This is a genomic window from Yersinia sp. IP36721, assembly GCF_003634395.1.
GTDB classification, from domain to species: Bacteria; Pseudomonadota; Gammaproteobacteria; order Enterobacterales; family Enterobacteriaceae; genus Yersinia; species Yersinia entomophaga.
In genome coordinates this window covers 140,670-157,078 of sequence record NZ_QCZL01000006.1, presented here as the reverse complement: position 1 = coordinate 157,078, position 16,409 = coordinate 140,670, and the positions used below count along the sequence as shown (strand labels likewise).

The following is a 16,409-nucleotide window of genomic DNA, read 5'->3' as shown; positions in this document are numbered from 1 at the left end:
AAGCAAAGTGATCGAGGATAATAAAGCGTACCGCCGCTTTATGGAACCACTAACAGCCTATATCTCCGGCTTTTATTCCAGAAATAGCGCCAATTCCACAGCCTTGCGTCATCGCATGCTAGGATAGGCAATATCGTTATTGCCGCAGTGCTGAACCAAAGAGATTGCTTAACTGCTTATGTCCCAACAATACCGTTACTCATTACCTGAGCGCCGTGGCGATATACGCCAGTTAGGCCAATTAACCGGCGCTGCCTGCGCCATCGAATGCGCCGAAATTATTGAACGCCATCCGGGACCGGTGATGTTAATCGCGCCGGATATGCAAAATGCCCTGCGCCTGCGGGATGAAATTCAGCAATTTACTGCCCACAGCGTCACGACTTTATCCGACTGGGAAACGCTGCCTTACGACAGTTTCTCCCCCCATCAGGATATTATTTCCACCCGTTTATCTTGCCTGTATCAGTTACCGGCGATGAAACGCGGCGTGATCATTCTTCCTGTAAATACGCTGATGCAGCGGGTCTGTCCTCACGAATTCCTGCACGGTCACGCGCTGGTCATGAAAAAAGGCCAGCATTTATCTCGCGATAAACTGCGTTCCCAATTGGAGCAAGCTGGCTACCGCAGCGTAGATCAGGTGATGGAACACGGTGAATTTGCTACCCGAGGAGCGCTTTTGGATTTATATCCAATGGGCAGCGAAGAACCTTATCGCATTGATTTTTTTGATGATGAAATCGACAGCCTGCGGGTATTTGACGTTGACTCTCAACGCACCCTGTCGGAAGTGGAACACATCAATTTATTGCCTGCTCATGAGTTTCCTATTGATCAGGCCGCCATTGAGCTATTTCGCAGCCAGTGGCGCGAGCAGTTTGAAGTCCGACGCGACCCTGAACATATTTACCAGCAGGTGAGCAAAGGCATCTGGCCTGCGGGTATTGAGTACTGGCAACCGCTATTTTTCAGTCAGGCGTTACCCACCCTATTTAGCTACCTGCCGGACAACACCTTATTGGTGAATACCGGCGATCTGGAAGCCGCCGCCGAGCGTTTCTGGCAGGATGTCAATCAGCGTTATGAAAGCCGTCGCATTGACCCCATGCGGCCTTTGCTGGCACCGGAAACCCTGTGGCTGCGGACTGACGGTCTGTTTAGCGAGCTCAAAGACTGGCCACGCATTCAACTTAAAACTGACGTTCTGCCGAAAAAAGCCGCCAACACCAATCTGGATTATCAGGGGTTGCCTGACGTCGCGGTACAGGCACAGGCGAAAGCTCCGTTAGATAACCTGCGCCGCTTTATTGAAGGCTTCAGCGGCAGCGTAGTGTTCTCGGTAGAAAGTGAAGGCCGACGCGAAACCCTACAGGATTTACTGGGCCGGATTAAATTACGCCCGACGCTGATTTCCCGTTTGGATGAAGTGAAAAAAACCGGTCACTATTTGATGATCGGTGCGGCGGAACGCGGTTTTCTCGATCATATTCGTCAGCTAGCGCTGATTTGCGAAAGCGATTTGCTCGGTGAACGCGTAAGCCGTCGCCGCCAGGATAATCGCCGCACTATTAATACCGATACTCTGATTCGCAATCTGGCGGAACTGCGTCCCGGCCAGCCAGTGGTGCATCTGGAGCATGGCGTTGGCCGTTATCTTGGTCTGACAACGCTGGAAGCCGGTGGTATCAAAGCAGAATATCTGATTCTGACCTATGCCGGGGAAGACAAACTGTATGTGCCTGTATCCTCCCTGCACCTCATCAGCCGTTATTCTGGCGGTGCCGATGAAAACGCGCCGCTGCATAAACTGGGCGGTGACGCTTGGACCCGCGCCCGTCAGAAAGCTGCGGAGAAAGTTCGGGACGTAGCCGCCGAGCTGCTGGATATTTACGCCCAGCGTGCGGTGAAGTCCGGCTTTAAATTCAAACAGGATCGCGAACAATATCAGCTGTTCTGCCAAAGCTTCCCGTTTGAAACCACGCCAGATCAGGAACAGGCGATTAATGCGGTGCTGAGCGATATGTGCCAACCGTTGGCGATGGACCGTCTGGTGTGTGGTGACGTCGGCTTCGGTAAAACCGAAGTGGCAATGCGCGCGGCTTTCCTTGCGGTGAATAATAATAAGCAAGTGGCAGTATTAGTGCCGACCACCCTGCTGGCGCAGCAGCATTTTGATAATTTCCGCGACCGTTTTGCTACCTGGCCGGTCCGTATCGAAATGCTTTCTCGTTTCCGCAGCGCAAAAGAGCAGCAGGTGATTCTGGAGCAGGCGGCAGAAGGGAAAATCGATATTCTGATTGGCACCCATAAATTGCTGCAAAGTGATTTACACTGGAAAGATCTGGGCCTGCTGATTGTGGATGAAGAACACCGCTTTGGCGTGCGCCACAAAGAGCGAATCAAGGCCATGCGCGCCGATGTGGACATTCTGACGCTGACCGCTACGCCGATTCCCCGCACGCTGAATATGGCGATGAGCGGTATGCGTGACCTGTCGATTATTGCCACGCCGCCAGCGCGCCGTTTGGCGGTAAAAACCTTTGTGCGCGAATACGACAATCTGGTCGTCCGCGAGGCCATTCTGCGTGAAGTATTACGCGGTGGGCAGGTTTATTATCTGTACAACGACGTTGAAAATATTGAGAAAGCAGCCCAACGTTTGGCGGAACTGGTGCCAGAAGCCCGCATTGCTATCGGCCACGGTCAGATGCGTGAGCGGGATCTGGAACGGGTGATGAATGATTTCCATCATCAACGCTTTAACGTTTTGGTCTGCACCACAATTATTGAAACCGGTATTGATATTCCTAGCGCCAATACCATTATTATCGAGCGAGCCGACCACTTCGGTCTGGCGCAGTTGCATCAGCTACGAGGCCGCGTCGGTCGTTCTCACCACCAGGCCTACGCTTACCTGCTGACGCCAAATCCGAAAGCCATGACGACCGATGCCAAAAAACGGCTGGAAGCCATTGCTTCACTGGAAGATCTCGGCGCCGGTTTCGCTTTGGCGACTCACGATCTGGAAATTCGTGGCGCGGGGGAACTGTTGGGGGAAGATCAAAGCGGCCAGATGACGACCATTGGTTTCTCATTGTATATGGAACTATTGGAAAGCGCGGTCGATGCATTGAAAGAAGGGCGCGAACCGTCGCTGGAGGATCTCACCAGCAACCAGACCGAAATCGAAATGCGTATGCCGGTGCTGTTGCCCGACGATTTTATTCCTGATGTAAATATCAGGCTTTCATTCTATAAGCGTATCGCCAGCGCCCGCGATGACGTCGAGCTGGATGAACTGAAAGTCGAACTGATCGATCGTTTCGGTCTGTTGCCGGATGCGGCGCGATTCCTGCTGCAAACCGCTTCGTTACGTCAACATGCGCAAAAACTGGGCATTAAACGGATTGAAGGCAATGAACGCGGTGGTTTTATCGAGTTCGGCGAGAAAAACAAGGTCGATCCGGTGTATCTGATTGGTTTATTGCAGCGTCAGCCGCAGATATTCCGATTAGAAGGCCCAACCAAGCTGAAGTTTATGCAGGATTTAAGCGATCGGACCAAACGTTTGAAATTTGTTGAGGAACTACTGGCCTCTTTCGAACAGCACCGTATCGCTTAACCACGCGGTTATAAGGTGGCCTCGATGACTATTGATATAAAGAATTTATCTAGATAATTGATGTAGGGAATAGTGTTGGCGCGGGAAAGGCAGAAGGAAACCCGCGTCAATGCTAATGCCACTCGCTTAACGGTAGGGGCGGATAACCACCCCGACTGACTATTAAACGATCAGAACTAACACTACACCGCGGGCTCTTGTTACGAGGTCTTGGACCACAAATATTTCGTTATGCTCGATTACTCAGAATCAGTTGACCATTTTTATCGACAGGAATCTGCGTACCTGGATCACGATCCATACGAATTTTTCCCTGCTGATCGCCAATTTTGTAGGTGACGTCATATCCCAGCATTTTCTGCGATTTGTCATACACCGTCTGGCAACGCTGCTGCGTGGTGGTGTAAGTGTCGCTTTCCTGCATATTGCTTTGCACCCGGTTACCGGCGTAACCCCCGGCTAACGCGCCTGCTACGGTGGCGATATCTTTACCGCGACCGCCACCCACTTGATGCCCCAATACCCCGCCTGCGACTGCGCCGAGTACCGATCCTGCAATTTGGTTTTCATCCTGCACCGGTTTACGGTGAGTTACCGTAACATTGCGGCATTCTTTACGTGGCGTTTTAACCGTTTCCTTTATTGGCGTAGCGGCTATCACCTGTGCGTACTGAGGACCGCTGGAAAAAACATCCATACTTGCCACGGCGGCAATTCCCAGAGCGGCAGCTATACCAATACCCACGCCTGCTAACATTGATTTGTTCACAGGAAATCCTCCTAAAATGTTACCACGCAATTTATGCCGTAGACTCCGTACCGCAGTACCTTCGCCTAACGGCGATAAATCTGACAGCGGCCTCGTAAGTTTGAACTTCGGGCGTCGGCGTGCGTGACTCGCCTCTGTTATCGGGAGTGAGTCTGCACAATGTCATTTAGGACAGCAATAAGATAAATACGCCAAATCAGCGGAAACCACAGGGAAAAGGCGGCTTTAGGACGAATCTTAGCAAGCTATTAAATGTAACGAAGGGTTTTATGCTAAAAGTTTGGCATTAGGTGCGCAATCCCAGCATGCGACTGGACAAACGGCCAATGTTGTTGCTGGCGAATTGGCGGCCTAAACTGCGTCATTGCGACTCTTGCCCGTTTGTGCGCCAAATCTTAGGTTAACTTTCCCTGACGCACACCATCGGCTCGAATGATTTTTACATCGCGCGCTGGCCGCTAATGTTCAGTTTACCTGCGGCACTGACCTCACAATTTTTCAGCGATAAACACTGAACCGGTCTTCTTAGATTTTCGCCAGCTCCAGCCGCTGCACTTTGACAACTCCGGGTTGGTCTGCCGCGACAATATCCAACTGCACCGCCCGAACGCCCGACTTCTGACGTAATCCATTCAACCAATCCAAGAGAGAATTAAAGGGCAAGGGTTCCAGCCCTATCTGAACGACCCCTTCCCGCTCCTGAATACGCTTCAGCGTAATCTTGTGCTCGGCGGCGCTGGTGCTGACCCTTTGTGATAATGAGGTAACAGAAGCGTTCTTTGCCACTGATGGGGTTTGCTGTCGCCACGCGCTAATTTCCGGTGCAGCGGCGCGCATTTTGGCAATCAACGCTCGTTGCTGTTGCAATACCCCTTCTTGCAGCGCGATCTGTCGGGTTAGCGGCTGCCATATTCCCCAATAGTATCCCCCCAAAATCAGGCTACAGAGGGCGGCACCAATCAGCCATTTCTCCCGAATTGAGCGAGGCTGCCAGTGCTGCGTCAGAATGCCTTCCCCGATGGACATGCCCTTTGATACCATCCGTTGATACAAAGGCCGTAAATTAAGACGCATGATTTTGCTTCCTTTTCAAAGTCATTCCCCCTGTAACCCGCTCGTTATCCTTCAGCAGTGCATCTTGTTTGACGGAAAAAACAGTCGCCAGATCTTCCCGCAGCGCCTCAAAGGTCGCAAAATCGGCGGCTCTCAGCCTGAGATACAATTCCTGCCGCTGTTGATCAAATTTAATTCCCTGAACATCTATCTGTTTCAGTATTCCTTTAGACTCAAGCGTTTCTGCGACCAAGGGTAGAATCACCAGCAGTTCGTCCTCTGCGGTCCCACTTCCCAGCTCCCGCAGCGCGGCATTGAGCTGCGCCCGTAAATTGACGATGCGCCGCTGTTCGGGGAACAATTGGAGGAAACTCTCTTCGGCCGCCGTGCGGGTCTGCTGCGCGCGTTCCGTGATGCTCCACAATGACACCAGTCGTTCCGCCGTCATGACACCGACAAGCACTATTAACGACGTCATCGTCGGACGCCAACGCTCCCACTGTTTCTGATAGTTCACTCGCGGTTTCCAGCGGCCACAGAGCAAACCCGCACCGCTAGTCTGAGGCGCGGGCAGCGTTCCTGATACCGTGTTCTCAATACCGCACGAATCCAGCGCCGACGCCAGTGCCGCAGGCAACTCACCGTAGACGCAGAGCTGGCTCACTGAATCACGGTCACGTAACTGTGCCTTGAGTAAGTACGGAGCCAGGGACGATTCTGCGCTCCATCCTTGCCATTGATGGGTGCGAAGCAGACAGCGTTCACCACTAACCAGCAGATGGCCTTCCGGCAACGCCAGCCAATCCGGCAATAACGTTGTCGCCAATATTTCGCCCTGATGTAGCCACTGAGTAAGATAATGCATTTTCTGATGAGTAATCACCGCAACGGTGGCCTGCTTTTCATCTATTTCCAGTATGGAAAAATGTAAATCATCAATGTCTTCGCATAAGTCTTCCTCTAACAGTGCGGGGATGATTTTCTCTGCATGTTTTTTGGAGACTTTAGGCAATTCAACTTTACGAACACCAGCCCATTCTCCGGGGAAAAACACCCGAATCGCATCGAATTTCGGCCATTGCGTCAACATATCCTGCGCCGCCCATGGGGAAATCCATTCCCCTTTAGTTTCTGGTACGAAAGGCGTTTCCGAGTCACGTCGCCATATGATCGGCTGCGCTTCGCCAAGGGGGAAAAAAAGATTCAGAGATTCACTCACTCCACTTCTCCTGTCTGATGCCACAGCACATCAAATTTTTGTGCGCCATTGCGCACGATCAAAGACTGCACGGTCAAGCTCACGTCGTTAACCTCAATACAGGAACGCAGCCAAAAGTAGCGGCTATTCACGCTCAATATCGGCTTTACCTGCGCTTTCACTTTGGCATCCACATCGGCTAATGGCGCGACGCTCAACAACTGCTCTATGCTTTCCCATCCTTTTTCCGGCCGCTGCTGCAACAGCATCTGCGCCTGAGTGGCACTAAGCCGGGGGTAAATAATGCCTCCAGAATGACACTGTGAGCGACATTTAGGGTATTAACATTAATGCTTTGTCTTGTCATGGGTAGTGTACATACCTGAGGATTAAGCCTTTGATAAACATCCGCATCTATTCCCTGAATAGCACTTAGTTCGCTGATATTCACCCGCGCTTAGGCGCAAAGAAAGGAATCGGGCAAACCAGAGACTCCCAGTCCTCTCTGCCAGACGGGTTTGCAGCGAGGCATCACTGTCGACAAACGCCTACAGACTTTCCGCAATATCCCAGCCGCACCAACACCACGATCATCGCGATGCCGCGTTTGGGTGCCGAATTCATGATTGATTTTCTGAAAACATTTGCGAGCCTTTCAACAACCAGACTCGTTCGATTTTGCGAATGACGGCGTGCGCAATGTCATGTGTATCGCCAGCGGAATAGCCTGCGGTGTCTGCCAGCTTTCCAGCCAAACCTTACTGTCATAGAATCTTAGGCTCATTTCACTGGCTGCTATAAGTTTCAGCATCGACGGTTTCACACCGCCGGGCGTATCAACCACCGGCCACGTTAATCGCTCAAGATAGCCCTGATAAAGGCGATAGTATGATCGCCGCCAAATATATTAAAAAACATTAATTGATGACGACCTAACCGCAAGGTTATTTTATTTACAACCATAAAAAGTCTATATATCAATGGAGGCATTCGAACTGATAACACCGGACATTATTTTTTTGCAATTTATTATTTATACCAGAACATATTTCTGCACTACGGACTATTATCCTTAAGCCTCACCTGGTGAAAAACTTAATATCCTGATGCGATAAAATTAGCTCTAAATACGCTGCTTGCATTTCAAACATAACAATATCAATTCGATACGCTAAATCTCTCTGATAAGAATCTGAATCACTGTTCGCAAAATCGGGTCAACCTCCGAAAACAAAAAACCGCCGCCACACTGTGACGACGGTTCTCTGTGCTACTACGAGTTTTAACTTCCCAGAACTCAATTTCCGGGTATCCGATTCGCTAAGCGAATACTGAACTTCAGGCTATTAATGCAGTTTTAACCGAGGGCGAATCACCCGGTTAATCCCGCCTACCAACATCATCAGGCCGGTTTTGGTGTAGCCATGTAACGCTACCTGATGCATACGATACAGGGAGATATATACCACTCGCGCCACACGCCCTTCCACCATCATTGAACCGCGCATCAAGTTACCCATCAGGCTGCCAACGGTGCTGAATTTAGACAGGGAAACCAATGAGCCGTGGTCTTTATACACGTAAGGTTTCAGACTTTGACCATTCAGCAACGCCAGAATGTTGCTGTAGCAACGGCTGGCCATCTGGTGAGCCGACTGCGCGCGCGGAGGCACAAAACCGCCGTTAGGCTGCGGGCAAGAGGCACAGTCGCCGATAGCGAAAATGTTGGGATCGCGAGTGGTTTGCAACGTTGGTTCAACCACTAACTGATTGATACGGTTGGTTTCCAGCCCGGCGATATCTTTCATAAAGTCAGGCGCTTTGATACCCGCCGCCCACACCATGAGGTCAGCGTTGATCAATTCGCCGTCTTTGGTATTCAGACCTTGACTGTCTGCACTAGTCACCATGGTTTTGGTCAATACACGCACGCCCAGCTTGGTCAGTTCCTGATGAGCCGCAGCGGAAATACGCGGTGGCAGCGCAGGAAGAATGCGCTCACCAGCTTCCACCAGCGTCACGTTCAGCGCCTGATTGTCCAAACCTTCGAAACCATAGCTGTGCAGCTGTTTAACTGCGTTATGCAGCTCGGCAGACAGCTCAACGCCGGTTGCACCGCCGCCAACGATAGCAATGTTAACCTTGCCTTTTTCACCCGGCTGAGCGGAATACTTCAGGAACAGATTCAGCATTTCGTTGTGGAAACGATGAGCCTGATGCGGGTTATCCAGGAAAATACAGTTTTCCTTCACGCCCGGCGTACCGAAATCATTGGATGTACTGCCCAACGCCATCACCAGAATGTCATAAGACAATTCACGCTCGGTCACCAGCACGTCGCCCTGCTCATCGCAGATTTTGGCCAGGCTGACGGTTTTGGTTTCCCGATTAATATTGGTTAATGAACCCAGTTGGAAATTGAAATGGTGATTACGAGCATGAGCCAGGTAGCTCAGCGCATCAACCCCGTCATCTAGAGAGCCAGTTGCCACTTCGTGCAACAATGGTTTCCACAAATGACTGTGGTTGCGATCGACCAGAACAATCTCCGCTTTTTTACTGCGACCCAGTTTATGGCCCAGGCTGGTCGCCAGTTCCAGTCCGCCGGCACCACCACCAATAATAACGATTTTTTTCTTTGGCGTTGTCAAAATGACCCCCTAAATGTGAACCAATTGTTAGCTAAGGGTAAATGAATAATATCCTTAGATAACATAGGGTTCGCTTGAGTAAATTCAATTATCTGACCGCAGAATATCATGCAGGGTTATTTGGTCATACCAAAATTGATATATATCAATTTATTTTGCTGAAAGACGCGGCGGGAGGATTTTTTCTAGAAGAATATTCAAATAGTTAGCGACAGGTCACAGTTTAATAATTTCAGACTTTTTTACCCAAAATCACCGTTTACCGATGGCTTTGGGAAAGAAAAAGCCCGAAGTTACCGTCAAAAAACGATCGCTTCGGGGCTCGAGTATGAGAAAAAAATGTTAATCGAGAGTTTTAAATGCCTTGATCCGCTGTAGGTGAACGGAAAGATCTTTAAACTTGTGCCCCTGCTTTTCATCCCAGACAATTTCGTAATAAGGATGCAATTCTGCCGCCGTGCGCTGACTGTCCAATGCCTCATCGTGACGGGAAAGCACCGCTAAGCAACGATCGCGGTTTTTCTCACGAAAATCCTGAACGCACTTGGTCGCGATATCCAGATACTCTTCCGGGCGGTCGATTTTACCGCTCATATTTTCCTGTGGGAACAGATTCGGGTTAAAAGCCACCTGCCGAATTCCACATAGAAAACCGATGCGTTCTGCCCAAAACCCGCCTAAACCGACGCCACAAATCAGAGGATGACTGTCACCGCCCTGCTGAATGGCTTTGTCCACTTCCTTCAATAAATGCTGCATATCGTGCCGGGGATGTAAGGTGCTGTAGCTGATAAAACGCACATCCGGATCGATGAACTGCAGTTGCAGAACCTTTTCGTGATTGCCGGGACTGGTTGAATCAAAACCGTGTAAATAGACGATCATCTTTATCCTCGCTACGACAGGGTAAATCGCACCGGACACACCCCGGTACGTGCTAGTTCCCTAACCCTTGTTTATGGGTGTCCCACCGCTCGCTGAGCGCCGTTAACGCTTTATTGGCCTGCTGCCAGCGTGGAGAGCCAAGTAGCTCTTCGCGACCGAACTGCCCACGATGATATAACCGACTCAGCTTGTCTGCTTTGACCGGAGACAGGTTATCCAGCACGCTGACGGCCCCCTGACGATTATTGCACACCAGAATCATGTCACACCCAGCATCCAGAGAGGCCTGCCCGCGTTCCGCATAGCTGCCCATGATCGCCGCGCCTTCCATCGAGAGGTCGTCAGAGAAAATAATGCCCTCAAAACCGAGCTCCTGACGCAATACCTGCTGAAGCCAATAAGCCGAGCCACTGGCCGGACGCGGATCGGCATCGGTGTAGATCACATGAGCAGGCATAATGGCATCCAGCAGGTTACGCTGAATCAGCTCACGGAATATAACCATATCATGTGCGCGGATTTCTGCCAGTGGGCGCGTATCTCTCGGCGTCTCTTTATGGGAATCAGCGGTCACCGCACCGTGGCCGGGGAAGTGTTTTCCGGTGGTTTTCATGCCTGCGCTATGCATTCCTAAAATAAAGCGTTCGGCCATTTCCAGCGCCTTTTGCGGCTCACTGTGGAATGAACGCTCGCCGATAGCGGCGCTAACGTGGCCAATATCCAATACCGGCGCAAAGCTGATATCAATATCCATGGCAATCATTTCCGAGGCCATCAGCCAACCGGCTTCTTGCGCTAAACGCCCGGCGGTTTCCTTATCGTTGAGAGCCGCAAAGGACTGCGCCGCAGGCAAACGTGTAAAACCTTCTCGAAAGCGTTGCACCCGCCCGCCTTCCTGATCGACCGCCACAACCAGCCGCTCGCGGGAAGCCGCGCGAATCTGTCGCACCAGCTCACGCAACTGTTCGGCATCGTGGAAGTTACGGCTAAACAAAATCAGCCCACCCACCAGCGGATGCTGCAAGATTTCGCGTTCTTCGGCATCCAGCTCGTAGCTGGCAACATCTAACATGACAGGACCCACAACTACCTCACGTCATTGAATAAAATATGTTGTTATCCGGCGGATGAATCCAGACCCGATAAATTAAATCGTCGGCGCAGCGGCGCTGCCCACTGCAAAAAACCTATCTCGCCGGTTTGTTTCCAGCGCACTTCAAACCACATCAGCATCAGATAATCGATCCACGGAGACCAGCGTGCTATTTGCCGCGTCAAAGCGGCGATATCCTGATAGGCTCCCGGCTGCTGACCATATTGGCGTAAAAACGCCTGCTGCCGCGCGTTGTCCCAACCGTTAAACCGAAACATCGCGGCCAACTCCAACGCCACGTCACCGTCTGCCGCATATTCCCAGTCTATTAATCTCAGACCAGAATTTGTCTCGATAATATTTCCAGGGTGAATATCCATATGCAAAGGAACCAGATTCAGCGGAAGCGGCGGTTTTTGCGCCATAAAGCGTTTATGCAGTCGCAACCAGTCCGCACTGCGGCGGGACGGATCCATTCTTTCGCTATAACCGAGTAATTGTCGATGGATATTCAACGGATAGCCGGTACGGGGAGCCTGATGCAGCCGCGCCACCAATTCCGCCAACGTGCCTCGATCGGCCAGTTGCAGGAACTGCTGGGGTTCGACCACCACGCCATCCAGCCATTCCACCACCAGCCAGTGTTGATTGGCAATCATCACTCGCGGAGATAACGCACGCGCCGACATCTGCTGCAAGATACGCTGCTCACGCTGACGATTAACGCCTAATTCTCTTTTGGCGACCGAGTGTTCCCGCGCCAGCCATTGGAAGTTTTGCCCGGTTATCCGCCAGCTTTCACCAGTTAGGCCGGATACCGGGCTGAAATGGCAACCGGCGGTATTCACCGCCGGTATCCGAGTTTCAATCAAGGCACGCAGACTCGCTTCAACGCTGTACGTTACCATGACCTGACCAGATAATTTCGCCCGTTTGTACCAACATCAGTTGCATATCGATCTCTGGCGCTTTCACGTCGCCGCTCACGTCGCTATACAGCACATATTGAGCGCTAACGTAACGTGCCAGACCAATGGCTTTGCTGCGAGAACCGAGGCTATCCTCCTCCGACAGACCTAAAGTCTGTTTCGCTGCGGTTAACTGCGCAGCCGGAATCAGGGCAAATTTCTTGTTGGATGCCAATACCTGATGCAGCGCGGCGGTAGCTTTACCGATCTGTAAGGCACCGTTGGTATTATTTTTAACGCTGTCCAGCAACAAAACGCTGCCTGCGGCAACATCGTTGGCGTTAACCATTTGCGCCACCAATGGTTCTACGCTAGCCGCCCAGTCAATAGGCTGGGGAGCTTTAGGCGGTTGAGGAACTTTATCGGCCGGTGGCGGTGTTTCAATCGGTGGCACCGGGGTAATAGGTTCAATGGTCGCAGGCTGCTCGGTCGGCTCTGGTGGCCGGGAAGGACAACCGGTCAGCACCAGCGCGGCCAACGCCACAAATAAATACCTTTTCATTATCCCACTCCAACAACACAATTATAAAAACAGATAGAGGCGCACGCTGCGCGCATCCAGATTCGGGGTGATTGACTGAATATCGACTGATGAGTTTGGCCCTATCGTGACCTTTCGGGGAGTTTCAAACGGCAGCAAATCCAGCCCCTGAGCGTCATACCAGTAGAAACGATAATTCACCGTGACGGCTTTGGTGCTGCTGCTCATTAAAGTTGATGTTGCAATACTCCGCCCCGAAAGCGTCGAGATTGCCGGCTTCTCTGCCAGAATTCCGGCGCTAAGAACCGGCGAATCCATCACAACCGCCTGCCGTTGGTTAACGGCGATACCCTGCGGCGCGCTACAGCCCAGTAAAGTGATAACAGGAATCAGAAACATTCCCGGCAGTAAAAACGCCTTGAAACGGCGCATAGGCATACCTCGATTTAGCGATGACCGGAAAAGTCGCGATGCACAGAGCCATCACTTTACCGAATAATTATAAATTGCTTAATTATTTTCGACTTAGCAGTGGCCCCAGTGGCTGACCGCCGACCAGGTGCATATGGATATGATAAACCTCCTGACCACCGTGACGATTACAGTTGATAATCAAGCGGTAACCGTCTTCGGAGATACCTTCCTGTTCTGCAATTTTTGCAGCAACGGTAATCATACGCCCCAGCGCCGCTTCATGTTCGACGGTGACATCATTAACCGTAGGGATCAGTATATTAGGAATAATAAGAATATGGGTGGGAGCCTGTGGCGCAATATCGCGAAACGCCGTAACCAGTTCATCCTGATAAACCACATCGGCCGGAATTTCACGGCGGATAATTTTACTGAAAATTGTTTCTTCGGCCATAACATATTTCCTTCGTAGGGGAAAAATCAGTGCATGCAGTATGAGCGACAATTTCTATCTGTTTCAACCTCATTAAGCAATTTCCGGCGCGAGTGCCGCAGAATCGCCCAGTTTTCTCAGTGAATTATCCTCCCCTTGGCGAGAGTCGGAAAATACCGCCCGCTGACCACAAGAAACATCAGCCAGAATCACACGTTGAAATCAAAGGTAAAGCCCATAAAAAAAGGAGGCCTAAGCCTCCTTTTTGCACTCCCCGACCTGAATTAGTGGTTACGAATGTATTCGTCCATATCCGTTTTCAGGTTATCAGATTTGGTGCCGAAGATAGCCTGAACGCCGGAACCGGCCACGACTACGCCCGCTGCACCCAGTTTCTTCAGACCAGCCTGGTCAACCTTGGATACATCCGCCACGCTCACGCGCAGACGAGTGATACAGGCGTCCAGATTGGTGATGTTCTCTTTGCCACCGAAGGCTTGAACCAGCGCAGCTGACATCTCAGTGCCGCCTTTAGTGTTTTGCTCGGTAGAGTTATCTTCGCGACCCGGCGTTTTCAGATCCAGTTTGGCAATCAGCACGCGGAAGATGGTGTAGTACACCAGACCGTAGCAGATACCTACCAGAGGGAACAGCCAGATGCGGCTACTGTTACCACTCAACACCACAAAGTCGATCAGACCGTGTGAGAAGCTGGTGCCGTCACGCATACCCAACAGAATACAGATTGGGAAAGCCAGACCCGCCAGAATAGCGTGGATAACGTACAGAATCGGCGCAACGAACATGAAGGAGAACTCGATCGGCTCGGTAATACCGGTCAGGAACGAGGTCAATGCCGCAGAAATCATGATACCGCCGACTTTAGCGCGGTTTTCCGGCTTGGCTGAGTGCCAAATCGCAATTGCCGCTGCTGGCAGGCCGTACATTTTAAACAGGAAGCCACCGGACAGTTTACCCGCAGTCGGGTCACCGGCCATATAACGTGGGATATCACCGTGGAATACCTGGCCGGCTGCGTTGGTGTATTCACCAATTTGCATTTGGAAAGGAACGTTCCAGATGTGATGCAGACCGAAAGGTACCAGCGAACGCTCAACTACGCCGTAGATGCCGAAGGCCACTACAGAGTTTTGGTAAGCTGCCCATTGGGAGAAAGTCTGAATCGCCGTACCGATTGGTGGCCAGATGAAGGACAGCGCTACGCCCAAGAAGATCGCCGTGAAGCCGGAGATAATCGGAACGAAACGTTTACCCGCGAAGAAGCCCAGATACTCAGGCAACTTAATACGATAGAAGCGGTTAAACATATAGGCTGCAATCGCACCTGCAATGATCCCGCCCAGCACGCCGGTATCGGCCAAATGCTTGGCTGCAATCTCTTCAGGAGGCAGATGCAGTACCAGCGGAGCCACAACCGCCATGGTTTTCACCATGATGCCGTAGGCTACAACCGCCGCCAATGCGGAAACACCGTCGTTATTGGTAAAACCTAAAGCTACACCAATAGCGAAGATCAACGGCATATTGGCGAAGACTGAACCGCCCGCTTCTGCCATAACATGAGAGACTACCGAAGGTAGCCAGCTAAAATTCGCGGAACCGACACCCAGCAGAATACCTGCAATAGGGAGTACGGATACCGGAAGCATTAGCGATTTACCTACTTTTTGCAGGTTTGCAAATGCGTTCTTAAACATAGTTGAGAGTGCTCCTGAGTAAATAGTGCTTTCTTACTGCTTCTCGCTTTTTATTGGCGTTACAAAGGGGGGAGTAAAGCCTTTGCGAATCGGGGTGTCTACAGCACCCCTTTAATTATTACGAAGAGTAAAATAAATAGCCTGCGTAATGTTTGATGACAGTCACGTTTCTTTGAAGAAGATGCCTTATCCAGTATAAAAAGGCTATTTTTTGTAAAGAAACGTCAGTGAAACCTTTCCACCCACAATAAAACGGGTGGAAACATTACTCGCTTAGGGAATTAATTACGAGCTTAAAAATAATTATCGTCGTAGGCTCTATTTGAGTGTGGCAGATTGTGCCAAATCATCCAGGTGGAACAGTCGACAGAAATTAGCCGTGGTGGCCTCGGCCAGCGTTTCCAGACTAATGCCCTTCAGCACTGCCATGTATTCCGCCACATCACGCACATAGGCTGGCTGGTTTTCTTTGCCCCGATGAGGAACCGGTGCCAGATAAGGTGAATCTGTTTCAACCAGAATACGATCCAGCGGCACATAACGAGCCACTTCGCGTAATTGCTCAGCATTACGGAAGGTGACTATGCCGGAGAAGGAAATATAAAAACCCAGGTCCAACAAGGTTTCTGCCGTCGCGATATCTTCAGTAAAGCAATGCAGCACCCCACCGCACTCCTGCGCCTGCTCTTCTTTCAGAATGGCCAGAGTATCTACGCGAGCATCTCGGGTATGCACAATAACCGGTTTATTCAGATCCCGGCCAATACGAATGTGTTCACGGAAAGACGCCTGCTGCAACGGAATATTGTCCTGCTGGTAGAAATAATCCAGCCCGGTTTCTCCCATCGCGATGACATTATCCGCTGCGGCCAACGCGCGCAGTTCGGCAAAATCATAGCCATCTTCCAGATTTAACGGATGCACGCCGCAGGAAAACGCCACTTCCGGACGTTCTCCGATCATTGCCGTCATGGCACGAAAACCCGGCAAGGTGGTAGCCACCGCCAGCATATAACCGACGTCACGCGCTTTGGCTTTAGCCACCACGTCATCGACGCTGGTGTGCAGCGCCTGATAATCCAAACTGTCCAGATGGCAATGGGAATCAACTAACAACATAA

At 51.1% G+C, this 16,409-nt stretch carries 14 protein-coding genes and 1 pseudogene; 1 reads left to right on the top strand and 14 read right to left on the bottom strand.

All coding sequences use genetic code 11. From position 1 onward, the window contains the following. Positions 1-178: 178 nt before the first annotated feature. A complete protein-coding gene (mfd, locus tag DBA33_RS08040; RefSeq protein WP_064513083.1) occupies positions 179-3,625 on the top strand; it encodes a transcription-repair coupling factor in 3,447 nt (1,148 codons plus the stop codon). A 229-nt stretch (positions 3,626-3,854) separates the two neighbouring features. On the opposite strand, the gene DBA33_RS08035 is transcribed toward mfd, so the two are convergent. From DBA33_RS08035 to DBA33_RS07970, 14 genes and pseudogenes are all read right to left on the bottom strand, one after another. Next, entirely contained in the window at positions 3,855-4,394 is a 540-nt protein-coding gene (locus DBA33_RS08035) for a glycine zipper 2TM domain-containing protein (protein ID WP_064513081.1), read from the bottom strand. A 525-nt stretch (positions 4,395-4,919) separates the two neighbouring features. After that, positions 4,920-5,468, bottom strand: a complete 549-nt coding sequence (gene gspM, locus DBA33_RS08030; RefSeq protein WP_064513079.1) for a type II secretion system protein GspM — start codon at positions 5,466-5,468, stop codon at positions 4,920-4,922. Continuing rightward, positions 5,458-6,666, bottom strand: a complete 1,209-nt coding sequence (gene gspL, locus DBA33_RS08025; RefSeq protein ID WP_064513077.1) for a type II secretion system protein GspL — start codon at positions 6,664-6,666, stop codon at positions 5,458-5,460. Before gspL ends, gspM begins: the two co-directional genes overlap by 11 nt. Next, positions 6,663-7,211, bottom strand: a pseudogene (locus DBA33_RS08020) (general secretion pathway protein GspK); the annotation flags it as partial. The gene gspL and the pseudogene DBA33_RS08020, both read right to left, overlap by 4 nt. An 89-nt stretch (positions 7,212-7,300) precedes the next feature. Next, the gene (locus DBA33_RS08015; RefSeq protein WP_120806150.1) at positions 7,301-7,549 is read right to left on the bottom strand and encodes a type II secretion system protein GspJ; all 249 of its coding nucleotides are present in this window, start codon (positions 7,547-7,549) and stop codon (positions 7,301-7,303) included. 442 nt (positions 7,550-7,991) lie between these two features. Continuing rightward, the gene (locus DBA33_RS08010; protein WP_064513074.1) at positions 7,992-9,296 is read right to left on the bottom strand and encodes an NAD(P)/FAD-dependent oxidoreductase; all 1,305 of its coding nucleotides are present in this window, start codon (positions 9,294-9,296) and stop codon (positions 7,992-7,994) included. Positions 9,297-9,638: 342 nt separating this feature from the next. Continuing rightward, positions 9,639-10,181, bottom strand: a complete 543-nt coding sequence (ycfP, locus tag DBA33_RS08005) for an alpha/beta hydrolase YcfP (protein WP_064513072.1) — start codon at positions 10,179-10,181, stop codon at positions 9,639-9,641. Positions 10,182-10,233: 52 nt separating this feature from the next. Beyond that, complete coding sequence (gene nagZ, locus DBA33_RS08000) at positions 10,234-11,253, bottom strand: beta-N-acetylhexosaminidase (protein WP_162975182.1); 1,020 nt, start codon at positions 11,251-11,253, stop codon at positions 10,234-10,236. A gap of 44 nt (positions 11,254-11,297) precedes the next feature. After that, positions 11,298-12,182 (bottom strand): thiamine kinase, encoded by an 885-nt coding sequence (gene thiK / locus DBA33_RS07995; RefSeq protein ID WP_120806147.1) that lies wholly within the window; start codon positions 12,180-12,182, stop codon positions 11,298-11,300. After that, a complete protein-coding gene (gene lpoB, locus DBA33_RS07990; protein WP_064513068.1) occupies positions 12,163-12,744 on the bottom strand; it encodes a penicillin-binding protein activator LpoB in 582 nt (193 codons plus the stop codon). Before lpoB ends, thiK begins: the two co-directional genes overlap by 20 nt. Positions 12,745-12,765: 21 nt before the next feature. After that, complete coding sequence (locus DBA33_RS07985; protein WP_120806145.1) at positions 12,766-13,155, bottom strand: DUF1425 domain-containing protein; 390 nt, start codon at positions 13,153-13,155, stop codon at positions 12,766-12,768. An 82-nt stretch (positions 13,156-13,237) separates the two neighbouring features. Continuing rightward, a complete protein-coding gene (gene hinT, locus DBA33_RS07980) occupies positions 13,238-13,591 on the bottom strand; it encodes a purine nucleoside phosphoramidase (protein ID WP_064513064.1) in 354 nt (117 codons plus the stop codon). 263 nt (positions 13,592-13,854) lie between these two features. After that, positions 13,855-15,288 carry a PTS glucose transporter subunit IIBC gene (gene ptsG / locus DBA33_RS07975; RefSeq protein ID WP_064513062.1) on the bottom strand — a complete coding sequence of 478 codons (1,434 nt, stop codon included), beginning with the start codon at positions 15,286-15,288 and terminating at the stop codon, positions 13,855-13,857. Between the two features lie 318 nt (positions 15,289-15,606). Continuing rightward, positions 15,607-16,407: a metal-dependent hydrolase gene (locus DBA33_RS07970; RefSeq protein WP_064513060.1), complete on the bottom strand. Its 801-nt coding sequence runs from the start codon at positions 16,405-16,407 to the stop codon at positions 15,607-15,609. Between the last annotated feature and the right edge of the window lie 2 nt (positions 16,408-16,409).